Origin of the sequence: Dickeya ananatis (genome assembly GCF_019464615.1) — a bacterium.
Lineage (GTDB): Bacteria > Pseudomonadota > Gammaproteobacteria > Enterobacterales > Enterobacteriaceae > Dickeya > Dickeya oryzae.
In genome coordinates this window covers 2,011,413-2,033,724 of record NZ_CP040816.1, presented here as the reverse complement: position 1 = coordinate 2,033,724, position 22,312 = coordinate 2,011,413, and the positions used below count along the sequence as shown (strand labels likewise).

Annotated in this window: 22 protein-coding genes; 14 read left to right on the top strand and 8 right to left on the bottom strand. The window is 52.5% G+C overall.

Going from position 1 to position 22,312, the window contains the following annotated elements; genetic code table 11:
* Positions 1-178 precede the first annotated feature (178 nt).
* Positions 179-475 (top strand): hypothetical protein, encoded by a 297-nt coding sequence (locus FGI04_RS08875; protein WP_016941238.1) that lies wholly within the window; start codon positions 179-181, stop codon positions 473-475.
* 92 nt (positions 476-567) lie between these two features.
* On the opposite strand, the gene cmoB is transcribed toward FGI04_RS08875, so the two are convergent.
* The 4 genes from cmoB to FGI04_RS08855 all read right to left on the bottom strand — a co-directional run bounded on the left by cmoB (position 568) and on the right by FGI04_RS08855 (position 3,875).
* Positions 568-1,539, bottom strand: a complete 972-nt coding sequence (gene cmoB / locus FGI04_RS08870) for a tRNA 5-methoxyuridine(34)/uridine 5-oxyacetic acid(34) synthase CmoB (protein ID WP_407273508.1) — start codon at positions 1,537-1,539, stop codon at positions 568-570.
* Positions 1,536-2,279, bottom strand: a complete 744-nt coding sequence (gene cmoA / locus FGI04_RS08865; RefSeq protein ID WP_016941240.1) for a carboxy-S-adenosyl-L-methionine synthase CmoA — start codon at positions 2,277-2,279, stop codon at positions 1,536-1,538. Before cmoA ends, cmoB begins: the two co-directional genes overlap by 4 nt.
* Positions 2,280-2,412: 133 nt before the next feature.
* A complete protein-coding gene (locus FGI04_RS08860) occupies positions 2,413-2,808 on the bottom strand; it encodes an MAPEG family protein (RefSeq protein ID WP_012884874.1) in 396 nt (131 codons plus the stop codon).
* A gap of 254 nt (positions 2,809-3,062) precedes the next feature.
* The gene (locus FGI04_RS08855) at positions 3,063-3,875 is read right to left on the bottom strand and encodes a DUF72 domain-containing protein (protein ID WP_407336582.1); all 813 of its coding nucleotides are present in this window, start codon (positions 3,873-3,875) and stop codon (positions 3,063-3,065) included.
* A gap of 327 nt (positions 3,876-4,202) precedes the next feature.
* On the opposite strand from FGI04_RS08855, the gene aspS reads away from it, so the two are divergent.
* From aspS to ruvB, 7 genes are all read left to right on the top strand, one after another.
* Positions 4,203-5,993 carry an aspartate--tRNA ligase gene (gene aspS, locus FGI04_RS08850; RefSeq protein ID WP_342700734.1) on the top strand — a complete coding sequence of 597 codons (1,791 nt, stop codon included), beginning with the start codon at positions 4,203-4,205 and terminating at the stop codon, positions 5,991-5,993.
* Between the two features lies 1 nt (position 5,994).
* Positions 5,995-6,444: a dihydroneopterin triphosphate diphosphatase gene (gene nudB, locus FGI04_RS08845; RefSeq protein ID WP_342700735.1), complete on the top strand. Its 450-nt coding sequence runs from the start codon at positions 5,995-5,997 to the stop codon at positions 6,442-6,444.
* 71 nt (positions 6,445-6,515) lie between these two features.
* Positions 6,516-7,259 (top strand): YebC/PmpR family DNA-binding transcriptional regulator, encoded by a 744-nt coding sequence (locus tag FGI04_RS08840; protein WP_016941244.1) that lies wholly within the window; start codon positions 6,516-6,518, stop codon positions 7,257-7,259.
* A 40-nt stretch (positions 7,260-7,299) separates the two neighbouring features.
* Positions 7,300-7,821 (top strand): crossover junction endodeoxyribonuclease RuvC, encoded by a 522-nt coding sequence (gene ruvC, locus FGI04_RS08835; RefSeq protein WP_016941245.1) that lies wholly within the window; start codon positions 7,300-7,302, stop codon positions 7,819-7,821.
* A 279-nt stretch (positions 7,822-8,100) separates the two neighbouring features.
* Positions 8,101-9,129 carry a HoxN/HupN/NixA family nickel/cobalt transporter gene (locus FGI04_RS08830; protein WP_342700736.1) on the top strand — a complete coding sequence of 343 codons (1,029 nt, stop codon included), beginning with the start codon at positions 8,101-8,103 and terminating at the stop codon, positions 9,127-9,129.
* Positions 9,130-9,318: 189 nt separating this feature from the next.
* Positions 9,319-9,936: a Holliday junction branch migration protein RuvA gene (gene ruvA, locus FGI04_RS08825; RefSeq protein WP_226092570.1), complete on the top strand. Its 618-nt coding sequence runs from the start codon at positions 9,319-9,321 to the stop codon at positions 9,934-9,936.
* 7 nt (positions 9,937-9,943) lie between these two features.
* Positions 9,944-10,954, top strand: a complete 1,011-nt coding sequence (gene ruvB / locus FGI04_RS08820; protein ID WP_020477026.1) for a Holliday junction branch migration DNA helicase RuvB — start codon at positions 9,944-9,946, stop codon at positions 10,952-10,954.
* Between the two features lie 142 nt (positions 10,955-11,096).
* Here the strand turns inward: ruvB and znuB are convergent, their stop codons facing one another.
* Together znuB and znuC are read right to left on the bottom strand one after the other, a co-directional pair.
* Positions 11,097-11,882, bottom strand: coding sequence for a zinc ABC transporter permease subunit ZnuB (gene znuB, locus FGI04_RS08815; RefSeq protein ID WP_407321354.1), 786 nt, complete (start codon positions 11,880-11,882; stop codon positions 11,097-11,099).
* The gene (gene znuC / locus FGI04_RS08810; RefSeq protein WP_342700737.1) at positions 11,879-12,637 is read right to left on the bottom strand and encodes a zinc ABC transporter ATP-binding protein ZnuC; all 759 of its coding nucleotides are present in this window, start codon (positions 12,635-12,637) and stop codon (positions 11,879-11,881) included. Before znuC ends, znuB begins: the two co-directional genes overlap by 4 nt.
* A 75-nt stretch (positions 12,638-12,712) precedes the next feature.
* Between znuC and znuA the strand changes: the two genes are divergently transcribed.
* The 5 genes from znuA (at position 12,713) to FGI04_RS08785 (ending at position 17,807) form a co-directional block, all read left to right on the top strand.
* Positions 12,713-13,738 carry a zinc ABC transporter substrate-binding protein ZnuA gene (gene znuA, locus FGI04_RS08805; RefSeq protein ID WP_407336581.1) on the top strand — a complete coding sequence of 342 codons (1,026 nt, stop codon included), beginning with the start codon at positions 12,713-12,715 and terminating at the stop codon, positions 13,736-13,738.
* A gap of 12 nt (positions 13,739-13,750) precedes the next feature.
* Positions 13,751-15,169 carry a murein DD-endopeptidase MepM gene (gene mepM, locus FGI04_RS08800; RefSeq protein ID WP_407336580.1) on the top strand — a complete coding sequence of 473 codons (1,419 nt, stop codon included), beginning with the start codon at positions 13,751-13,753 and terminating at the stop codon, positions 15,167-15,169.
* Positions 15,170-15,318: 149 nt separating this feature from the next.
* Complete coding sequence (gene lpxM, locus FGI04_RS08795; protein WP_407321355.1) at positions 15,319-16,305, top strand: lauroyl-Kdo(2)-lipid IV(A) myristoyltransferase; 987 nt, start codon at positions 15,319-15,321, stop codon at positions 16,303-16,305.
* A 411-nt stretch (positions 16,306-16,716) separates the two neighbouring features.
* On the top strand, positions 16,717-17,121 hold the full coding sequence (locus FGI04_RS08790) for a hypothetical protein (RefSeq protein WP_038916246.1): 405 nt from the start codon (positions 16,717-16,719) through the stop codon (positions 17,119-17,121).
* A 263-nt stretch (positions 17,122-17,384) separates the two neighbouring features.
* Positions 17,385-17,807 (top strand): hypothetical protein, encoded by a 423-nt coding sequence (locus tag FGI04_RS08785; RefSeq protein WP_407336578.1) that lies wholly within the window; start codon positions 17,385-17,387, stop codon positions 17,805-17,807.
* Positions 17,808-17,921: 114 nt separating this feature from the next.
* Here FGI04_RS08785 and pyk read toward each other — a convergent pair whose 3' ends face one another.
* Both pyk and FGI04_RS08775 read right to left on the bottom strand, forming a co-directional pair.
* Positions 17,922-19,364, bottom strand: a complete 1,443-nt coding sequence (pyk, locus tag FGI04_RS08780; protein WP_342700742.1) for a pyruvate kinase — start codon at positions 19,362-19,364, stop codon at positions 17,922-17,924.
* A gap of 184 nt (positions 19,365-19,548) precedes the next feature.
* Positions 19,549-20,418, bottom strand: coding sequence for a MurR/RpiR family transcriptional regulator (locus FGI04_RS08775; RefSeq protein WP_038904461.1), 870 nt, complete (start codon positions 20,416-20,418; stop codon positions 19,549-19,551).
* A 365-nt stretch (positions 20,419-20,783) separates the two neighbouring features.
* Between FGI04_RS08775 and zwf the strand changes: the two genes are divergently transcribed.
* Positions 20,784-22,259: a glucose-6-phosphate dehydrogenase gene (gene zwf, locus FGI04_RS08770; protein ID WP_016941258.1), complete on the top strand. Its 1,476-nt coding sequence runs from the start codon at positions 20,784-20,786 to the stop codon at positions 22,257-22,259.
* Positions 22,260-22,312 lie beyond the last annotated feature (53 nt).

The following is a 22,312-nucleotide window of genomic DNA, read 5'->3' as shown; positions in this document are numbered from 1 at the left end:
CTTGCGAGTACCAGGCCCCGACGACTTTGTCGGGGCTTTTTTTCTGCTATAAATTGTGATGCAGCCGTTCGCGTAATGCAGGGTTGATGCAGCGATTATTCCCCCATCGAACGTGATCCATACCCAAAAATGCACTGAATTGTTATGCGGTTATCTTTTATCATTCTAAGCCGGTGATATGCTGCTTACTATCTCAACAGTCAAAAGGAATCCTGTTATGCGTGGAGTCGTTGTGCATCATGAGCATCGCATTGGTCTCATCGTTATCCGCGATCCTGAAGAGCGGTTTATCGTTGCCAAATTGCTGGATATTTATGAGGTGGAAAGAGGAGACACGGTAACCGGTGATTTTCATACCGTTGGTAATACGACGCTTTTTAATGAAACCAGCAATCAGGACATTCAGGTCGAGATCCAAAGTACTGATATGACCGAAGAGGCGGCCATTGATATGATCGTCAAGCATCGCAACTGAGATTCTGTGCAGTATGGGGCGGCGAGATTATGCCAGTCGGTATTGGGGCTGGCATGTCGCGCCGCTCTGTTTTTGTATGTCGGGTTGCCCGGTCAGGGTTTGCGTGCAACCAGTACCGCACGTAAAGGCGCAGGATAGCCTTCGACCGTCTTGCTGCGGTCATGTGGATCAAGAAAGTCCGCCAGTGACCCGGTTGTCATCCAGTCGGTACGGCGTTGCTCTTCCAGCGTCGTAACGCATTGATCCACGATACGGATGTCGACAAAACCGCATTTTTCCAGCCAGCGAGCAAGTGCGGCAGCCGAAGGCAGGAAATAGACATTGCGCATTTGAGCGTAACGCTCGCCCGGCAGCAGCACCGTATTCTCATCGCCTTCCACCACCAGAGTTTCCAGCACCAGTTCTCCGTCGGTAACCAACTGATTTTTGAGCTGCCAGAGATGGTCGAGCGGTGAACGCCGGTGGTACAACACGCCCATCGAAAATACGGTATCAAATGCCGCCAGGGTCGGGAGTTGTTCAATGCCCAACGGCAGCAGATGCGCACGTTGATCGTCACCCAGCAGCTTGCGTACCGCTTCAAACTGACACAGAAACAGTTGCATCGGGTCGATGCCGACGGCCAGTTTGGCACCGGCACCGATCATGCGCCACAAGTGATAACCGCTGCCGCAGCCCACATCCAGAATTAATCGGTCCTGCAAGGGGCTGATATGCGGCAAGACGCGATCCCACTTCCAGTCAGAACGCCACTCGGTGTCGATAGTTACGCCATAGAGCGAGAACGGACCTTTTCGCCAGGGCATCAGATTGCGCAACAGGCGCTCAACACCCGCTTGCTGACGCACCGACAACGGCGTGTCCAGACTGGCGGTCACGCCGTGGGTGAGGTCGAGCTGGTCGGGCGTTAGCACAGGCAAATGTGAAACGCTATTGAACCAGTGCTTGAACTCGCCGTGCAACGACTCCTGCTGCCATTGACTGATCTGGGGTGGCAGCGTGTTGAGCCAGTGGCTAAGCGGCCCTTTGGCGATCAGTTGATAGAAATTACCGAAATCGATCATGGTTGTGGCTCCGCTTTTAGCGCTAGCAAAGAGCCGAAGTTGAAGCACTGAAACCACACGTCGCTGTGTGCAAAGCCAGCCTCACGCAGCCGAGCTTTATGGGTATCAACCGAATCGGTGAGCATCACGTTTTCCAGCATGCTGCGCTTCTGGCTGATTTCCAGCTCGCTGTAGCCGTTGGCACGTTTGAAATCCAGATGCATATTGAATAGCAATTCGCCGATAGAGGCATCGTCAAAACTGAATTTTTCCGATAGCACCAGCGCGCCACCGGGACGTAACCCTTGCCAGATACGTTTTAGCAGCAGCAGGCGCTGTTCAGGCGGGATAAATTGCAACGTAAAATTGAGCACGACCAGTGACGCATTTTCAATGTCGATATCCAGAATATCCGCTTCGCGTACGTCTACGGGGGTCTCGGCACGGAACGCTTCAATATGGCGGCGGCAGCGTGCCACCATCGCCGACGAATTATCCACAGCGATGATACGGCAACCCGGCACATGAATGTTGCGACGCATCGACAAGGTGGCCGCTCCCAGAGAACAGCCAAGATCATAGACCTGGGTGTCCGCCTGGACAAAGCGCTCCGCCAGCATGCCGATCATGGAAATAATATTCGAATAGCCAGGAACAGAGCGCTGAATCATGTCTGGAAACACTTCAGCGACGCGTTCATCAAACGTCCAGTCACCCAGATTGGCGATGGGCGCGGAAAAAAGCATATCGCGGTTTGACATAGCAGGAAACATACATACAGGGAAGAACAGGCGCGCATTCTAGCAGAAAGATGGCACAAAGATGTATGAGAGAAAGGCGGTAAGGCATCACTATAAGCGGGCAGGGATGCCTTACCGTGAATAACGAACGGGGTTAACGCAGGGTCAGTATCAACTCCCAAGGCAGATAATAGAGGTTGAACAGGATCATTAGCAGCAACGACACATACGTGGCCATCATGCCTGAACGTCGCCAGTTCAACTCGCGATGGCGCAGGCCATAATAATGGCACAGACGACCGAGCAACAGCATGATGCCGCACAGATGAATCATCGCATTCATGGCTCCGTTCATCTCCATCAGTACCAACAGCAGGCCACCGATGGGGATGTATTCGACCGCATTGCCGTGAACGCGAATGGCGGTCTGCAACTCGTAAAACCCGCCGTCGCCGTAAGCCACCCGGTATTGCATCCGCAGTTTTACGACATCAACTGATAATTTCACTAACAACAATGCGCTGAGCACCACATAAAGCGCGCTTACCATTTTTTACTCCATTGCCTGACCAGAAACGGCAGCTGTTATCATAGCTTGTCTGTTGACCGCATAACACGAAGATATTGTAGGTAAAATTGTCGGATATCCAATTCTGTTAATAAGAAATTGTGATAGAAGCCAACGACAGCAATCACGGGCCAGGGTGCCGAAAAAATGCGCGAAAACAGTCACTTCAAGACATCATCTTCAAAAACTATTTTCAATACACGCTTTTTAAAACGATACGCTGTAAGCGACAGGTTTTAAAATAGCGAGGTCTGCTGCGGCCAGTCGGGACAGGGCGGCATGCTGGGAATCACGGCGCTCAGAAGCGGCCATAACCGTTGCGCCAGTTCAGGGGCGCTGTCGGTACCTGCCGTGTGGATAAACAGATAAGGCGAGTGTGATTGCCACTGCGCCAGTTTGTCTATCCATGGCGTAAACCAGCGAAGATTGTCGTCGGCGTCTTCATTGCCAATAAACCGAATTAATGGTGCATCGGCAGTGCGCACCACATGGAGTGGTACTTTGGGTTTCTTGCGTTGAGCATCGCGCAGAACGTCGCTGACCGGTGCGGCATGGTGCACTGGTCGACTGTCCATAATAACCCGGTTCAGGCCGCGTTGATGCAACCCTTGGTTGATGCGGCGTTCATCGTCACCCTTAGCGAAAAACAGTGGGTGACGCACCTCGACCCCGTAGCAAAACCCTGTTGGCAGTGTATCCAGAAACTGCCACAGCGTTTCTTCCTGGTCGGGGCCAAACGCAGACGGCAACTGTAACCACAATTGCCCCAGACGAGGGTGCAGAGGTTCAATACAGCGGAAAAACTCTGTCACTTGCTGCTGGCAATGGCGTAAACCGGCCTGATGGCTAATGGCTGAGGGAAATTTGAAACAGAAGCGGAAATCATCATGGGTCATGTCGTGCCAGCGCAATACCGATTCGGCCGACGGCAACGCATAAAAGGTGGTGTTTCCTTCCACGCAGTTGAAATAGCGGGCGTAATCCGCCAGATCGCGCAGGCCCAGCCGGGTCCAACCCGGATGCTGCCACTGCGGTAAACCAATATACATAAGCCCTTGTCCTGATAGGTTTCTCTGCGAGCCAACACCCTGAAGCCATCCACTTTTATGACGATGGATGTAACAGGGTTTTAGCATAATAACTCGCAATTGTGTAACCAGCAGGCAAATGCACGGCAAAAAACAAAAAAGAGTATGCGGGGCTGCCCGCAGACCGCTACCATCATACTTATCGTTGTGGGGAAATTCCTTTATAATGCCCCCCTTTTTTCATTGGACTGTAATCCAGAAAAACCATGCCGACCGGTTCACCGATTCTTATCGTTGCCATCTGGCAAGCGAAACAGAGCACCGGCGGCGGTGTAAAAGGACATCGTAATGCGTACTGAATATTGCGGGCTGTTGAATTCGTCCCATGTGGGCCAGGAAGTGACGTTGTGCGGTTGGGTCAATCGTCGCCGCGATCTGGGTGGGTTGATTTTTATTGATATGCGCGACCGCGAAGGTCTGGTGCAGGTGTTCTTCGACCCGGACCGTCAGGAGGCTTTCAATCTGGCTTCCGAGCTGCGTAACGAATTCTGCATCCAGCTGACTGGTGTGGTGCGTGCCCGTCCGGACACTCAAATCAACAAAGACATGGCGACCGGCGAAGTAGAAGTACTGGCGACAGCACTGACCATCATCAACCGTGCTGAACCGCTGCCGCTGGACTCTAACCAGAACAATACCGAAGAAGCGCGCCTGAAATATCGCTACCTTGACCTGCGCCGCCCTGAGATGGCTCAGCGTCTGAAAACCCGCGCCCGCATTACCAGCTTTGTACGCCGCTTTATGGACAGCCACGGGTTCCTCGATATCGAAACGCCGATGCTGACCAAAGCGACACCGGAAGGTGCTCGCGACTATCTGGTGCCAAGCCGTGTGCACAAAGGTAAATTTTACGCGTTGCCGCAGTCGCCGCAGCTGTTTAAACAGCTGCTGATGATGTCTGGGTTTGACCGTTATTATCAGATAGTCAAATGCTTCCGTGACGAAGACCTGCGTGCCGACCGTCAGCCAGAATTCACCCAGATCGATGTGGAAACTTCGTTCATGACCGCGCCACAAGTGCGTGAAGTGATGGAAAAACTGGTGCGTGAGCTGTGGCTGGAAGTGAAAGGGGTGGATCTGGGCGATTTCCCGATCATGACCTTTGCAGAAGCCATGCGCCGTTTTGGTTCCGACAAGCCAGACCTGCGTAACCCGCTGGAGCTGGTAGATGTGGCTGACCTGCTGAAAGATATCGATTTCAAAGTCTTTTCCGGTCCGGCTAACGACCCCAAAGGCCGCGTAGCCGCGATTCGTGTGCCGGGTGGCGCACAGTTGAGCCGTAAGCAGATAGATGAATACGCTAAATTTATCGAAATCTACGGCGCTAAAGGGCTGGCTTATATCAAGGTTAACGAGAAGGCTAAAGGGCTTGAGGGTGTCCAGAGCCCGGTAGCCAAGTTCCTGAATGACGGCATTTTGGCCGCCTTGCTGGAACGTACCGCTGCCGATGACGGCGATATTCTGTTCTTTGGTGCTGATAGTGCGAAAGTGGTTACGGACGCATTGGGTGCGCTGCGCCTGAAGCTGGGCCGTGATCTGAAGATCACCAATGAAAACAGCTGGCAGCCGCTGTGGGTCATCGACTTTCCGATGTTTGAAGATGACGGCGAAGGCGGTCTGGCCGCGATGCATCACCCGTTTACGGCACCGCGTGATATGTCTCCATCGGAGCTGAAAGACAACCCGACAGCCGCTATCGCTAACGCTTACGACATGGTGCTGAACGGTTACGAAGTCGGTGGTGGTTCCGTGCGTATCCACAATGGTGAGATGCAGCAGACGGTGTTCCGTATTCTCGGTATCGACGAACAGCAACAGCGCGAAAAATTCGGCTTCCTGCTGGATGCACTGAAATTTGGTACGCCGCCGCATGCCGGTCTGGCGTTCGGGCTTGATCGTCTGGTGATGCTGCTGACCGGTACCGACAATATCCGTGACGTGATTGCTTTCCCGAAAACCACAGCGGCAGCCTGCCTGATGACCGAAGCGCCGAGCTTCGCGAACCCGTCTGCGCTGGAGGAGTTATCCATTGCGGTGGTGGGTAAGGGCAAAGCCGCGCAGGATGCAGAGAATCAGTAAGATGAACTATAAGCGACCTGTCTCGGTGTTGGTGGTGATTTATGCCCAGAACACGGGGCGGGTGCTCATGCTTCAGCGGCGTGATGATCCGGATTTTTGGCAGTCGGTTACCGGCAGCCTGGAAGAGGATGAAAGCGCGCGATGTGCCGCACAGCGTGAAGTGAAAGAAGAAGTTAACATCGATATCGCCGCTGAGGCGTTGCCGTTGCTTGACTGTCAACGCAGTGTGGAATTCGAGCTTTTTGCTCATTTGAGACGTCGCTATGCCCCAGGCGTGACGCATAACCTGGAACACTGGTTCTGTCTGGCGTTGCCCGATGAGCGTCAGGTAGATATCAGTGAGCATCTGGCTTACCAATGGCTGGATGCACCCGATGCGGCGCGGTTGACCAAATCCTGGAGCAACCGGCAGGCGATTGAAGAATTTGTTATTTGTCCAGCCAGGCCCTGACCGCTTTTGGGGCGCTGCAATGCGGCGGCCCGATAACGTTAGGGAATAACAGGCTTTTTTCGGAGATTTTTATGGCAGGTCATAGTAAGTGGGCCAACACTAAACATCGCAAAGCGGCACAGGACGCTAAACGCGGTAAAATTTTCACCAAGATTATCCGCGAACTGGTTACCGCGGCCCGTTTAGGCGGCGGCGATCCCGGCTCTAACCCACGTCTGCGTGCTGCTATCGATAAAGCGCTGTCCAACAACATGACGCGCGATACCCTGAACCGGGCGATCGCGCGTGGTGTGGGTGGCGATGAAGAAGCCAACATGGAAACCATCATTTATGAAGGTTACGGCCCTGGTGGTACAGCGGTGATGGTGGAGTGCCTGAGTGACAACCGTAATCGTACGGTATCTGAAGTGCGTCATGCCTTTACTAAATGCGGCGGTAACCTGGGGACCGACGGCTCTGTGTCCTATCTGTTCTCCAAGAAAGGCGTGATTTCTTATGCACCGGGTCTGGATGAAGATACGGTGATGGATGCAGCGCTGGAAGCGGGTGCGGATGACGTGGTGTCCTATGATGATGGTGCCATTGACGTGTTTACGCCGTGGGAAATCTTCGGTCAGGTAAAAGATGCGTTGGATGCCGCGGGTCTGGTGTCTGAAGCGGCTGAAGTATCGATGATTCCGTCTACCAAAGCCGACATGGATGCAGAGACGGCACCGAAACTGATGCGCTTGATCGACATGCTGGAAGATTGCGATGACGTTCAGGAGGTTTATCACAACGGTGAGATCTCCGACGAGGTAGCGGCACTGCTGTAATGGCAGTCCTTTCCTTTCTACGGGTGACTGGGGAAGAACGATGAGCATTATTCTCGGTATCGACCCCGGTTCCCGCGTGACCGGCTACGGCATTGTTCGTCAGCAGGGACGGCAGATAAGCTACCTGGGCAGTGGATGTATTCGCACTGCGGTGGATGATCTACCTACGCGTCTTAAGCTGATTTATGCTGGTGTCAGCGAAATCATCACCCAATTTCAACCCGACTATTTCGCTATCGAGCAGGTGTTTATGGCTCGCAATGCGGATTCGGCGCTGAAATTGGGGCAGGCACGCGGTGCGGCCATTGTTGCAGCAGTGAACCAGTCTCTACCGGTATTTGAATACGCCGCGCGGCAGGTGAAGCAAACGGTGGTTGGTACGGGGGCGGCGGAAAAAAGCCAGGTGCAACACATGGTGAAAACGCTGCTCAAGCTGTCGGCTAATCCGCAGGCAGATGCTGCCGATGCACTGGCGATTGCCATCACCCATTGCCATTTTAGCCAGAATCTTTCACGTATCAGTCATGACAAACTGACGCTGGCGCGTGGACGAATCCGTTGAATGGTGTGATGTTTTAACCCCGGCTGCCGTTTGACTGCACCATAACGTTTGTCAGACGGCAGCCTGATTCCTCTTCTTTCTTTTCCTCTATTCCTGATACGCATCGTTGGCGTTTTATGTTCGCCCGTGCTTCATGTCCATGAATGTAACGTCTTCTTTGTACAACCACGCCCTGTTTTGATCTGGGATAACACGGCGGTGTATGAACAATTCATAAAATCTCATACCCGTAATTTACCCGACGGCAATGACCCGCCGGATCGATACAGAGATATTGTTATGCTGTCTTCGCTTCTCAAAAATAACCCACGTGCTGTGGTCATACTGAGTGCGCTGGGTGTGGTCAATTTAGTGGTGTGGTTACTGGCATGGGGTATGTTTCACAATCAAACCGCACTGATGGCGACGTGTCTGTTAGCCTGGTGTTATGGCCTACGCCATGCGGTGGATGCAGATCATATTGCCGCCATCGATAACGTTACCCGAAAAATGATGCAGGAAGGAAAGATGCCATTAGGTGTCGGAGCCTGGTTTTCGCTGGGGCACTCTTCCATTGTGGTTCTGGCATCACTGGCGCTGGCAGCCACGGCGGCGGCCCTGCAAGATGACATGGCGTGGTTTCATGAGGTTGGCGGTGTTATCGGTACCTCGGTTTCTGCCGGTTTCTTGCTGTTGATGGCTCTGGTGAATTTGGTGATTTTGCGTGGTGTCTGGCAGCGTTTTCAGCAGTTCAAGCAAGGCAGGGGGATACTGGGCCAGACTGACGCGGTACCCACTACAGGCGTTATGGGATGGTTATTCCGCGCCACGTTTCGGATGGTGAACAAAAGCTGGCATATGTATCTGGTCGGTTTGTTGTTTGGTTTAGGGTTTGATACTGCCACCGAAATTGGCGTGCTGGGGATTTCCGCTGCAGGCGCATCGCAAGGGATGTCTATCTGGTCAATCATGATTTTCCCAGCGTTATTTACCTGCGGTATGGCGTTGGTGGATACGCTGGATAATGTGCTGATGGTGGGGGCCTATGGTTGGGCGTTCAGCAAACCACAGCGCAAGCTTTACTATAACCTCACGATTACGGCGACATCGGTGGTGGTAGCCGTCTTTATTGGTGGTATGGAGGCGCTCGGGTTGCTGGCGGATAAGCTGGACCTGCACACCGGGTTTTGGAGCCTCATCGATGCGTTCAATGAACAACTGGGTAATGCCGGATTTTATGTGGTCGCGCTGTTTATCGCCTGTTGGGTTATCTCGTTGTGTAATTATCGCTGGCGCAATTACGACGCCATTAATAGCCAGGCTGCGTAGTTAGCAACCTGACTGGAATATCTCATCACCGCTTTCTCCGGTGTTTCGTGGTTTTCATGTCGCCACCGGAGAACGTTCACAGCCCTGTCTGATATCTGGATATGCATCCAGCTTTTCTGTATCCGCCTTTTTTTTTGTGTTATAAGCTATACGCCACGTTTACGTCAGCCAGATTAAGGAAAACATCACGTGATAGGTCGTCTCAGAGGCATCGTATTGGAAAAACAGCCGCCACTGGTACTGATTGAAGCCAGCGGTGTCGGATATGAAGTGCATATGCCGATGACCTGCTTTTACGAATTGCCGGATCTCGGTCAGGAAGCGGTGATTTTTACCCATTTTGTGGTGCGTGAAGACGCGCAACTGTTGTTTGGTTTTAACAATAAACAAGAACGCTCTTTGTTTCGTGAGCTGATTAAAGTCAACGGCGTGGGGCCTAAGCTGGCGCTGGCTATCCTGTCCGGCATGTCGGCACAGCAGTTTGTTAGCGCGGTGGAACGCCAGGAAATTAACGCACTGGTGAAATTGCCGGGCGTCGGCAAGAAAACCGCCGAGCGGTTGGTCGTGGAAATGAAAGATCGCTTTAAAGGCCTGAATGGCGATTTGTTTAATGCCGCTAGTGATATTGCCCTGCCGACGGCAACCGGGAATGCAACGCCGGAAGCGGATCCGTTGGCGGAAGCTGAAGCCGCACTGGTCGCGCTCGGTTATAAACCGCAGGAGGCGAGCAGAATGGTGAGCAAAGTGTCTCGTCCGGGCGCTGACTGCGAAACCCTCATCAGGGATGCGCTACGCGCTGCGTTGTGAGGTATATATGATTGAAGCCGATCGTCTGATTTCACCTGCCGCGGTATCCGATGAAGAGATACTGGATCGCGCCATTCGTCCTAAGCTGTTGTCGGAATATGTTGGACAGCCGGTGGTGCGCGAACAGATGGAGATTTTTATCGAGGCGGCCCGCAAACGAGGTGATGCGCTTGACCATCTGTTGATTTTCGGCCCGCCGGGGCTGGGGAAAACCACACTGGCGAATATTGTCGCCAACGAGATGGGCGTCAATCTGCGCACGACTTCCGGGCCGGTGCTGGAAAAAGCAGGTGATCTGGCGGCGCTGCTGACTAACCTTGAACCACACGATGTGCTGTTTATCGACGAAATTCATCGACTATCACCGGTGGTGGAAGAAGTGCTCTATCCGGCGATGGAAGACTATCAGCTGGATATCATGATAGGTGAGGGGCCGGCGGCACGTTCCATCAAACTGGATTTGCCGCCTTTTACGCTGATAGGTGCGACAACTCGTGCGGGGTCACTGACATCGCCGCTACGAGACCGTTTTGGTATTGTGCAGCGGCTCGAGTTCTACCAGGTGGCTGATTTACAGCATATCGTGCAACGCAGTGCGCAATGTCTGGGGCTGGATATGACGGATGACGGTGCGCTGGAGGTAGCCCGCCGGTCACGCGGTACGCCACGTATCGCCAACCGATTGCTGCGCCGGGTGCGGGATTTCTCCGAAGTGAAATCAGACGGCGCAATTTCAGCAACGGTCGCGGTGCAGGCGTTGGACATGCTGGCGGTCGACTCTGAAGGTTTTGATTATATGGACCGCAAACTGTTGCTGGCGGTTATCGATAAATTTATGGGCGGTCCGGTGGGGTTGGACAATCTGGCGGCGGCTATTGGTGAAGAGCGGGAAACCATTGAGGATGTGCTGGAGCCTTACCTGATTCAGCAGGGTTTTTTGCAACGCACGCCACGTGGGCGTATTGCGACACAGCATGCCTATCGCCATTTCGGACTCACTCGTGAACACGGCGAGTAAACAGGATAAGAAGCGCAAGACAATATAGTTGGTTGGCTTCTATCCGCTCTTACCGCCAGTTTATAAACTGGCGGTAAGTCTGAGTCGTGCAACGCGCGCAAAGGCGGACGGGGGCTGTTTTACCGTTGGGCGATAGGCCAGGTCAGGCGGCCTGCTTTTTCAGTAGACTGAGAATAAACAGCAGTGATGCGCATAGCACAACGGAAGGACCCGCCGGTGTATTCGCTTCGGCCGAGAAGGCAAGCCCACCCGTGACAGCCAGAATACCCGCGCCCATCGCGCAGAGCGCCATTTGTTCCGGTGTGCGAGAGAATCGGCGTGCGGTAGCAGCGGGAATAATCAACAGTGATGTGATGATCAGCGCACCGACAAATTTCATCGCCAGCCCGATGGTTAATGCCGTGACCAGCATCAGAATCAGTTTGGTGCGGGCGATAGCCACACCGTCAACGTGCGCCAGTTCAGGGCTGACCGTCATGGAGAGTAGAGCCTGCCATTGCCACCCCAGAACACCAAGCACCAGCAGGACACCGGGGCCTATTAGCCACAAATCTTCGCTGGTGACGGCCAACAGGTCTCCAAATAAATAAGCCATCAGATCGACGCGGACATTATTCATCAGGCTGACGACCACCAGACCTAGCGACAATGCGCTGTGCGCCATGATGCCAAGCAGGGTATCGATAGCCAGTCCGGGGCGTCGCTCCAGCCAGACCAGCCCCACCGCCAGCAACAGGGTAATGACTATCACGGCATAGAACAGGTTAACACCCAACAGTAACCCCAGTGCGACGCCGAGTAATGAAGCATGGGCGAGGGTATCGCCAAAATAGGACATGCGGCGCCACACGACAAAGGAACCCAGCGGCCCTGCCGCCACAGCCAGACATACCCCTGCCAGCCAGCCGGGCAACAACAACTCAATCATGTGTTATTACCATCCTGTCGTTTTAAGATAATTTTTCCGTTCAGATCGTGACGGTGATTGTGATGATGGCGGTAAATAGCCAGTTGTCCGGCACCACGGTGGCCGAACATGGCTAAAAATTCCGGGTGTAGCGACACGACTTCCGGCGTGCCTGAACAACAAATATGTTGATTAAGACACAGAACCTCATCGGTTTTCGCCATCACCAGATGCAGGTCGTGGGAAACCATCAATACACCGCATTGGTATTCTTGTCGCAACTGGTTAATCAACTCATACAACGCCAACTGCCCATTGACGTCGACCCCTTGCGTGGGTTCATCCAGCACCAGCAGTTGCGGACGGGCGAGAATCGCGCGCGCCAACAAAACGCGCTGGGTTTCACCACCCGAGAGCTTTTGCATCGGTTGTTCTAGCAGATGACCGGCCTGCACGCGTTTTAATGCCGGCATAATATCTTGCTTATTCACCCCCGGGCGTAATTGCATAAAGCGTTTGACCGTCAAGGGCAGGGTCGGGTCCAGATGCAGTTTTTGCGGTACATAGCCAATGCAGAGACCCGCAGACCGTGTCAGCTTACCGTGGGTGGGAGGCTGCAAACCCAGTACAACCCGTACCAGCGTGGATTTCCCCGCGCCATTCGGTCCAAGCAGCGTCAGAATACGACCAGCCTGCAATGTGAAAGAAATATCATTGAGTACAGATTTGTTGCCAAACTGCACGCCAATATTTTCCAGTGAAACCAGCGTTGACATAGAATTCTGTTTGCAGAGGGTGTGTGACGTTATAATATAACGCGTTTTTGTTAATAAATCGACGGATGATTGGGAATGTTGCGAGTCACTCATTATAAATGGCTAAACGCTGTGCTGGCCACCGGTGCATTATTGGCGTCTCTGGCTACCATGTCGATGGCCTGCGCCGCGGTGGTCACGTCTATTCGCCCGCTGGCATTTATTGCCGCCGCTATCGCTGACGGCGTGACACCGACGGAAGTGCTGCTCCCGGACGGTGCATCGCCGCATGATTATGCACTACGTCCGTCTGATGTACAGCGCCTTAAATCGGCGCAACTGGTCATCTGGGTCGGGCCGGAAATGGAAGCCTTTCTGTCTAAAGCGTTACAGCCGTTACCGGCAGAGCGGCAAATCGCGTTAAGTCAGCAACCGACAATCCGCACGCTATTGTTACAAGAATCACATCCTGAGCATGCGGCAGCAGAAAATGATGCGCATCATGACGCTGATCATGACAATCACGCCAGCCACGAGCATGATCACGGTAATGAGCCTGAAAATCATCAGGATAGCGATGATGATGGGCATCATCATGGCGAGTTTAATATGCATATCTGGCTGTCGCCGGAAATGGCGCAGGCATCAGCCATTGCGATTCATGCAAAATTAGTGGAACTCATGCCGCAGAATAAAGACAAACTGGATGCAAATCTGCGTAAATTCACTGAGAAACTTGCACAGGCAGATAAAAATATTGTTAATATGCTGACGCCTGTGCGCGGCAAAGGGTATTTCGTGTTCCACGATGCCTATGGCTACTTCGAACAGCATTACGGGTTGACCCCACTGGGGCATTTTACTATCAACCCGGCGATTGCACCCGGCGCACAGCGTTTAAACCAAATACGAACACAGTTGGTTGAGCATAAAGCGGTTTGCGTTTTTGCTGAACCACAATTCAGGCCAGCGGTCATCAATGCTGTCGCCAAGGGAACTGACGTGCGCATCGGCGTGCTGGACCCATTGGGAAGTGACATTGCACTGGATCAAGACAGCTATTTGCGTTTTCTGTCGCAACTGTCTGAGCAGTATTTGAGCTGCCTGAAGGAAAAATCATGAGGATAGGAATAAGTGCAGCAGATAGTCCGAACTATCGCTCTGGCGTATAACAGCCTGCCCCGACCTCACCGTGTGATGTTGGGGTCACTGACTGTTGTTACACTGGCCGCCGCTGTCTGGCGGCCAATGACATATCCACCAGTCAATGACGCACCTGTTATCGTAAGAGACGCGGAAAGCGAAAAAACGCAAACACAGGCTCAGAGCCAGGCTCTGAATCCTCCAGCCAGTGAACCCCTGGATAGTAATCCGTTGCCGCCTGTCGCTGCCCAGCAAACGGCGGCCTCTGTACCAACGACGGATGTTTCCGAAGTTAACAGCGAACCGCTAGATCAACCCTCAACAACGAATGGTATTGCCAGCGACGAGTTGGACGACAAAGACTCTGATAATACGCATGAGTACGTTGTTTCTACCGGTGACACACTGAGCAGTATTCTGACCCAGTATGGCATCGATATGTCCGATATTGCTGCACTGGCGGACAAGAATGCGGCGTTGCGGAATTTGAAAATTGGTCAGCAATTGAGCTGGACGCTGGATGCCGATGGCGCACTGCAAACTCTGACCTGGCAAGTTTCCCGACGTGAAAGTCGCACGTATACCCGCAGTGGCGACATATTCCGTGAGGAAATCGAAAACGTTGAGGGCGACTGGCAAAACAAGGTGCTGACCGGACGTCTCGACGGCAGTTTTGCCAGCAGCGCGCAGGCTGCCGGGTTGACCAGTAGCGAAGTGCGCGAAGTGATTCGTGCGTTACAATGGCAACTGGATTTCCGCAAGTTGCGTAAAGACGATAGCTTTGCTGTGCTGATTTCTCGAGAAATCCTGGATGGTCACAGCGAACAAAGTGAATTGCAGGGCGTTCGCTTGCGTACTGGCGGGAAAAATTACTATGCGTTCCGCGCTGAAGACGGCAAATTCTACGACCGAGAAGGCTCAGGGCTGACCAGAGGGTTCCTGCGCTTCCCAACCATGAAGCAGTTCAAGGTATCCTCTAATTTCAATCCACGTCGCCTCAATCCGGTCACCGGCCGTATTGCACCGCATCGTGGCGTCGACTTTTCCATGCCGGTAGGTACCCCTGTTCTGGCCGTGGGCGATGGTGAAGTGGTTGTGGCTGAGCGGGATAGCGAAGCCGGTAATTTTGTGGCCTTGCGTCACGGGCGTCAGTATACCACCCGCTATATGCATATGACCCGCTTGCTGGTGAAGCCGGGGCAGAAGGTAAAACGCGGCGACCGAATTGGGTTATCCGGCAATACCGGGCGCTCAACCGGCCCACATCTGCATTATGAACTGTGGATTAATCAGCAGGCGGTCAACCCACTCACGGCGAAATTACCGCGCTCTGAGGGCTTGATGGGTAAAGAACGTCGTGATTATCTGGCGCATGTACGCGAAGTTCTGCCTCAATTGCAACTGGATTGAGTGTCGTTGTGAATGTTCGACAGCCGGCAGTCAACGCTGCCGGCTGTTTTTTTATCGCGTACGGGCAAATGTCAGGCCAGTGCGTGTTCAATTGCAAAACATCGGGTAGCGATTATCATTAACCCGATTTTGTGATGAAGAGTGGTTGCATGGAACAAGAGAAAAAAGAAAGAAAAACCAACGCTGAATTCATTCCACAGTTTACGTCGGCTTTTTTGCATCCGCGTTACTGGGGAATTTGGCTGGTGGTTGGGGTGATGGCGCTGCTGGTATGTATTCCAGCTCGTCTGCGCGATCCTATTTTGGGGACGCTAGGTCGGTGGGTAGGGCGATTGTCTAAAGGTGCCAGACGGCGCGCACGCATCAATTTGTGGTTATGCATGCCGCAACTGACGGAAGGCGAACGCGATCATATTATCGATCAAATGTTTGCGACCGCGCCGCAAGCGATGTTGATGATGGTGGAACTGGCGATATTACCGGCCAGCCGCGCTTATCGTCGCGTTCGCTGGCACGGTATGGAGATTGTCGATGCGTTGCGGGAGCAGCAGCGTAATATTATTTTCATGGTGCCACATGGTTGGGCTGTCGATATCCCGGCGATGCTGATGAGCTGGCAAGGTCAGAAAATGGCGGCCATGATGCATAATCAGAAAAACCCACTACAGGATTATTTGTGGAATACCTTGCGCCGTCGTTTTGGTGGTCGTCTGCATACCCGTAATGATGGAATCAAGCCGTTTATTGGTTCGGTGCGCGAAGGGTATTGGGGGTACTATCTGCCAGATCAGGATCATGGCGCGGAGCATAGCGAGTTCGTCGATTTCTTTGCGACCTATAAAGCGACACTCCCTGCTATTGGCCGTTTGATGAAGGTCTGCCGGGCTGAAATCGTACCGCTGTTTCCGGTCTATAACGGCAAAACGTCACAACTGGATATCTACATTCGCCCGCCAATGAGCGACATTAGTGGTGCAGACGATCATACTATCGCTCGTCGTATGAATGAAGAAGTTGAGCATCTGGTGACGCCGAATCCTGAGCAGTACACCTGGATTCTGAAGCTGTTGAAAACCCGCAAACCGGGGGAAACTGAGCCCTATTTGCGCAAAGATTTGTACCCGCGCAAGAAATAAATCACCCGTGGGTTAAGTGCACAACCAATAAGGGCGATACCGCAAGTATCGCCCTTATTGGTTTTCACCGGGTATAGGTCATCTTATCTGCGTTTTTAAAGTGCTATTTTTGAGTTGTGTACCCAACACGCGGGTGCCACGGCGCATGAGAGTCGACAGGAAATACATAATCTGTAACAGTTAACCTCTGCTTAATTTAATAATCGTTGGAACTTATAAAAAAATTTAAAAATAGCGTTAAGTGCCGTTCTTTTTTTCTCAGACTATTCCATATTCTTTTTATTATCGCTTTTGATTTAATAACCCCCGAAGCCGCTCTGTTATGACTTCAACCGTTAGCCACCATAAATAATGCGAGATTGCTTATTTAATTCCGGCTAATAAAAAAATTTCTGCTGAAGGATTTCAACCATGAATCTGAAACCACTGTTTTTAGGCGTTTTACTGGCAACGACTTATGTAACTGCCAACGCAGCGACCACCACGGTGGAAAAAAGCGCAACTAACGCCACGGCAGCCAGTACGACACCCGCATCGGCGGAGTCTTCACTGGGTAAGGCGGTGGATAAAGCCAATACGGACGCAGCCAAACGGGCAGAGCTTGACGCATCGGCCGTGAAAGCGAATGCCAGTGGGGATGCAACCATAAAACCTGAAAAGGCCACGGCACAAACACAAACGAAAGCTGAAGAGAAGTCAGCGAAGAAGGTGGTGAAAAAACATCATACTGATAGCGCTAATACCAGGGAAAAAACGAAAGCCAGCACCGGAGAAAAGCAGGACGATATAAAAAATACCACCACGAATGCCCAATAAACCGTCCGTTAGTCAATAAACAATAAGATGAACGTCGCGCGATAATAAAAGAAACAGTAGTATTCGTGCAGATGGCAATAATTACCGGACAGGAAATAGCGATAGGTGTTATGGCAATGAAGTCCATTTGCCAGATAACCAGAACGCTATTCCTGACCGGCGTTATACCCAAAATAATTCGAGTAGTGCAGTCAACACACCTGCAACTCGATGTATGAAGGGTATATAACGGTATATCCCTTTTGGATGAAAGGTTGGGTTTTATGAATAAATCACTTTTATGTCTTGCATTACTGACTGCACATATTCCTTTTTCCCTGGCGGAGAGTTGCCGCGCCAATCTGTCCGGTGGTCAGGACTGTCGCTATAACGACGGCTCTACATCGACCAGTCGTACTAATCTATTGGGGGGATTTGATACCCACTACAGTGATGGGCGAAGTAGTACCAGCCGGGCTAATCTGGCGGGTGGCTACGATACTCACTTTAGTGACGGGACCAGTAGCACCAGTCGTGTAAACCGGTCCGGCGGGTTGGATACCCACTACAGTGATGGTTCAAGCAGTACCAGTCGTACCAATCTTTCCGGGGGTTATGACGTGTATTACAGCAATGGACAGGTCAAACGTAGCCGAGCCAATCTATCTGGTGGGCTGGATAGCGAGCCTGTGGCGGGGGCGCGTTAACCCGACAGAGTCAGGCAAGTGCTACTGATGAGTAAACAAATGAGGCAGCGTCAGCTGCCTCATTTGTTACTACCCAGGATGCACGATAGTGTGATTACCAGGTATCACCGGCGGTTATTCAACCCGCAGTACACGCACAGTATTGGTAGTACCGATCGTTCCCATCACGTCCCCTTGGGTCACGATAACCAGATCGCCGGAGACCAGGAAACCTTTATCACGCAGCAACAGTACCGCATCATTAGCCGCGGCGACGCCATCGGTATAGCTGGTGAACTGCACCGGAGTGACACCACGGTACAAGGCTGTCAGGTTAAGGGTATGCTCATGACGCGACATAGCGAAAATCGGCAGGCCTGAACTGATACGAGACATCATTAGTGCGGTGCGGCCGGATTCGGTCATGGCGATAATCGCGGTAACGCCGTTAAGGTGGTTGGCCGCATACATAGCGGACATGGCGATCGACTCTTCTACGTTATCGAACTGCACGTCAAGGCGATGTTTGGAGACATTGATGCTGGGGATCTTTTCTGCACCCAGACACACTTTAGCCATAGCGGCAACCGTCTCGGCTGGGTACTGACCCGCAGCGGTTTCTGCAGAGAGCATCACAGCATCGGTGCCGTCGAGTACGGCATTGGCGACGTCCATCACTTCCGCGCGGGTTGGCATCGGATTGGTGATCATCGACTCCATCATCTGCGTTGCTGTAATAACGGCACGGTTCAACTGACGAGCACGGCGAATCAGTTTTTTCTGGATACCGACCAGTTCCGGGTCACCGATTTCGACGCCCAGATCACCACGAGCAACCATGACCACATCAGAAGCAAGGATAATGTCGTCCATCGCTTCATCCGTTGATACGGCTTCTGCACGTTCTACTTTCGACACAATTTTGGCGTTGCTGCCAGCTTCGCGAGCCAGACGACGAGCATAGTGCAGATCTTCGCCAGTACGAGGGAAGGAGACCGCCAGGAAATCTACACCGATTTTGGCTGCGGTAACGATGTCCGCTTTATCTTTTTCTGTTAGCGCTTCCGCTGACAGGCCGCCACCGAGTTTGTTGATGCCTTTGTTATTAGACAACGGGCCGCCAACAGTGACTTCGGTGAACACTTTCATGCCATCGACTGCCAGTACTTTTAACTGCACACGGCCATCATCCAGCAGCAGAATATCACCTGGAACCACATCGTTGGGTAATCCTTTATAGTCGATACCCACCCTCTCTTTGTCGCCTTCGCCTTTTTCCAGGTTGGCATCCAGCAGGAACTTGTCGCCGACATTCAGGAAAATTTTCCCTTCTTTGAAGGTCGATACACGAATCTTGGGCCCCTGAAGATCACCCAGAATGGCAACATGGCGGCCAAGTTTAGCTGCGATTTCGCGAACTTTGTCAGCCCGCAGAAGATGGTCTTCTGGCGTACCGTGAGAAAAGTTCAGGCGGACTACGTTTGCGCCTGCGGCAATGATCTTTTCCAGATTATTGTCGCGGTCCGTAGCCGGCCCCAGCGTGGTAACGATTTTGGTTCTTCTGAGCCGTCTGGACATGTATAACTCCGTTGACTGGTGAAGCTGTTGTAATGTGGTAATGCCGTCAGGCGAGGGCACGGTATAGCGCCGTCTTTGCCTCTCTGCACTGTCCGGATGCCGCGCCTGTAGTTATGATTGGGAGACAGGTTGGTTTTATCATCGATATCACATCTTGCCACCCGATGTTGATGTTATAGCATAATTAGTTGAACGGGTTGCTGAATCGTTCTTCCTTATCAAATCTCGATTCGCGTAATGCTTCCTTGACCCGCTTCAAGTTATCGCGGAATTTTGCACCGCGCCGCAGAGTAAAGCCGGTTGCCAGCACATCGATCAGTGTCAACTGTGCGATACGCGACACCATCGGCATATAAACATCGGTATCTTCCGGGACATCAACCTGCAAGACCAGTGAGGCCTCGCGAGAAAGCGGGGAACCTTCCGAGGTAATGGCGATCACGGTCGCGTCGTTTTCCCGCGCCAGCCGTGCCATCTCCACCAGGCTTTTCGTGCGACCGGTGTGTGAAATCAGCACCACCACGTCGCCTTCGCCAGAGTTCATGCAGCTCATGCGCTGCATAACCAGGTCGTCAAAGTAAACCACGGGAATATTGAAGCGAAAAAACTTGTTCATGGCATCGTGGGCTACCGCCGCCGAGGCACCAAACCCGAAGAAGGAAATTTTGCGCGCCTGGGTAAGCAGATCTACCGCGCGGTTGATGGCCTGGATATCCAGAGATGATTTCACCTGTTCCAGCGCAGCCATGGTGGATTCGAAAATCTTGCTGGTGTAAGACTCTACTGAGTCGTCTTCCTCTACGTTGCGATTCACGTAAGGCGTACCATTAGCCAGACTTTGCGCCAGATGCAGTTTAAAATCGGGAAAGCCTTTGGTGTCCAGACGACGGCAGAAGCGGTTAACGGTAGGCTCGCTGACCTCAGCCACACCGGCCAGAGTGGCGATACTGGAGTGGATGGCTGTCTGTGGTGAGGCAAGAATGACCTCCGCCACCTTTCGTTCTGACTTGCTCAACAGCTCCAGATGACTCTGGATTTTTTCCAGCATATTCATATGACAACGACCATCTATGGTATTTTGGATTTCAGCCAAAGGTGAAACCGATGCGGATTTTGTGAAATATACTACGAGCCCGCTACGGTTGGCAGAGGTGGACACACCCAGTCATCGGCTTTTTTTGTCAGAACATGATGTGTGTCTAACTTTCAGAACGGTAACTGGCTGTCAGAAACGATGGAAAATTTCTCTTTTAGGCGGATGCCAGACTCGTTTCCTTCATCGGCACAACAGCTTCTGAGGCCTGATGGTATCAGAATCAGTCGATCATGTGGTTTTCTTACGGGTTTACTGGCTTGCGTCAAAAAGAGTACATTATTGATGTAATAAAATTACAGCGTCCTGCAATGAGGAGATTGAAAATGGCGGTAACGTCAACAGCCCAGGCGTGTGACCTGGTTATTTTCGGTGCGAAGGGCGATCTTGCGCGCCGTAAATTGCTGCCTTCACTGTATCAACTGGAAAAAGCAGGCCATATTCATCCAGAAACCCGCATCATCGGTGTCGGGCGTGCGGCGTGGGACCGCGACACGTATGTCGGCGTGGTGCGCGAAGCGCTGGAAACCTTTCTCAAAGAGCCGCTTGATGCTGCGTTATGGGCAACATTGAGCAGCCGCCTCGACTTCTGCAACCTTGATGTAGAAGACACCGAGGGGTTCAGTCGGCTGGGAACGATGCTAGATCAGCAAAATCGTACCACCATCAACTATTTCGCTATGCCGCCCAGCACATTTGGCGCCATCTGCCGTGGTTTGGGGAAAGCTGGTCTTAACAAAGAACCCGCCCGTGTGGTGATGGAAAAGCCGCTGGGTACCGATCTGGCATCCTCCCGGGTTATCAATAACCAGGTGGCGGAATTCTTCAACGAGTGCCAGGTCTACCGTATCGACCACTACCTTGGCAAAGAAACCGTGCTGAATTTGCTGGCGCTGCGTTTTGCCAACTCCCTGTTCGCCAACAACTGGGATAACCGCACTATCGATCACGTACAGATTACTGTGGCGGAAGAAGTGGGGATTGAAGGGCGCTGGGGGTATTTCGACAAGGCAGGGCAGATGCGTGACATGATCCAAAACCATCTGCTGCAAATTCTGACCATGATTGCCATGTCGCCGCCAGCGGACCTGAGCACTGATCGTATCCGCGATGAAAAGGTGAAAGTACTGCGCTCATTACGCCGTATCGATCGCTCCAATGTGCATGACTTAACCGTGCGTGGTCAGTACACCAGCGGCTTTGTGCAGGGCAAAAAAGTACCTGGTTACCTGGAAGAAGAGGGTGCTAACAAGGCTAGCAATACCGAAACGTTTGTCGCGATTCGTGTTGATATCGACGACTGGCGTTGGTCCGGCGTACCGTTCTATTTGCGCACCGGCAAGCGGTTGCCATCGAAATGTTCGGAAGTGGTGGTTTACTTTAAAAACCCGGCACTCAATTTGTTCCATGACTCCTACCAGCAGTTACCACAGAACAAATTGATCATTCGCCTGCAGCCGGATGAAGGGGTCGAAATTCAGATCCTCAACAAGATCCCGGGGTTGGATCACAAGCATCGGTTGCAGACCACCAAGCTCGACCTGAGTTTCTCCGAAACCTTTAATCAGCAGCATCTGGCGGATGCCTATGAGCGGTTGTTGCTGGAAAGCATGCGCGGTATTCAGGCGCTGTTTGTGCGTCGTGACGAGGTGGAAGAAGCCTGGAAATGGGTGGATTCCATTATGGATGCCTGGGCAATGGATAATGATTCTCCCAAGCCTTATCAGGCCGGGACCTGGGGACCGGTGGCATCTGTCGCCATGATTACCCGTGATGGGCGTTCCTGGAACGAAGTGGAATAACGCGGTTTTGCACTGCCGAAAGGCGGAGTGAGGCCGTTAGCATTTTTTTGGCT

Bases quoted from the DNA above. Each gene is read 5' to 3' on its own strand.
- FGI04_RS08785 (WP_407336578.1), top strand. From the start codon at position 17,385: ATGAATAAATCACTTTTATGTCTTGCATTACTGACTGCACATATTCCT.
- lpxM (WP_407321355.1), top strand. From the start codon at position 15,319: ATGGAACAAGAGAAAAAAGAAAGAAAAACCAACGCTGAATTCATTCCA.
- cmoA (WP_016941240.1), bottom strand. From the start codon at position 2,279: ATGTCAAACCGCGATATGCTTTTTTCCGCGCCCATCGCCAATCTGGGT.
- znuB (WP_407321354.1), bottom strand. From the start codon at position 11,882: ATGATTGAGTTGTTGTTGCCCGGCTGGCTGGCAGGGGTATGTCTGGCT.
- FGI04_RS08860 (WP_012884874.1), bottom strand. From the start codon at position 2,808: ATGGTAAGCGCGCTTTATGTGGTGCTCAGCGCATTGTTGTTAGTGAAA.
- pyk (WP_342700742.1), bottom strand. From the start codon at position 19,364: ATGTCCAGACGGCTCAGAAGAACCAAAATCGTTACCACGCTGGGGCCG.
- znuA (WP_407336581.1), top strand. From the start codon at position 12,713: ATGTTGCGAGTCACTCATTATAAATGGCTAAACGCTGTGCTGGCCACC.
- FGI04_RS08840 (WP_016941244.1), top strand. From the start codon at position 6,516: ATGGCAGGTCATAGTAAGTGGGCCAACACTAAACATCGCAAAGCGGCA.
- FGI04_RS08855 (WP_407336582.1), bottom strand. From the start codon at position 3,875: ATGTATATTGGTTTACCGCAGTGGCAGCATCCGGGTTGGACCCGGCTG.
- FGI04_RS08875 (WP_016941238.1), top strand. From the start codon at position 179: ATGCTGCTTACTATCTCAACAGTCAAAAGGAATCCTGTTATGCGTGGA.
- ruvB (WP_020477026.1), top strand. From the start codon at position 9,944: ATGATTGAAGCCGATCGTCTGATTTCACCTGCCGCGGTATCCGATGAA.
- FGI04_RS08775 (WP_038904461.1), bottom strand. From the start codon at position 20,418: ATGAATATGCTGGAAAAAATCCAGAGTCATCTGGAGCTGTTGAGCAAG.
- nudB (WP_342700735.1), top strand. From the start codon at position 5,995: ATGAACTATAAGCGACCTGTCTCGGTGTTGGTGGTGATTTATGCCCAG.
- cmoB (WP_407273508.1), bottom strand. From the start codon at position 1,539: ATGATCGATTTCGGTAATTTCTATCAACTGATCGCCAAAGGGCCGCTT.
- FGI04_RS08830 (WP_342700736.1), top strand. From the start codon at position 8,101: ATGCTGTCTTCGCTTCTCAAAAATAACCCACGTGCTGTGGTCATACTG.
- aspS (WP_342700734.1), top strand. From the start codon at position 4,203: ATGCGTACTGAATATTGCGGGCTGTTGAATTCGTCCCATGTGGGCCAG.
- znuC (WP_342700737.1), bottom strand. From the start codon at position 12,637: ATGTCAACGCTGGTTTCACTGGAAAATATTGGCGTGCAGTTTGGCAAC.
- ruvC (WP_016941245.1), top strand. From the start codon at position 7,300: ATGAGCATTATTCTCGGTATCGACCCCGGTTCCCGCGTGACCGGCTAC.
- zwf (WP_016941258.1), top strand. From the start codon at position 20,784: ATGGCGGTAACGTCAACAGCCCAGGCGTGTGACCTGGTTATTTTCGGT.
- FGI04_RS08790 (WP_038916246.1), top strand. From the start codon at position 16,717: ATGAATCTGAAACCACTGTTTTTAGGCGTTTTACTGGCAACGACTTAT.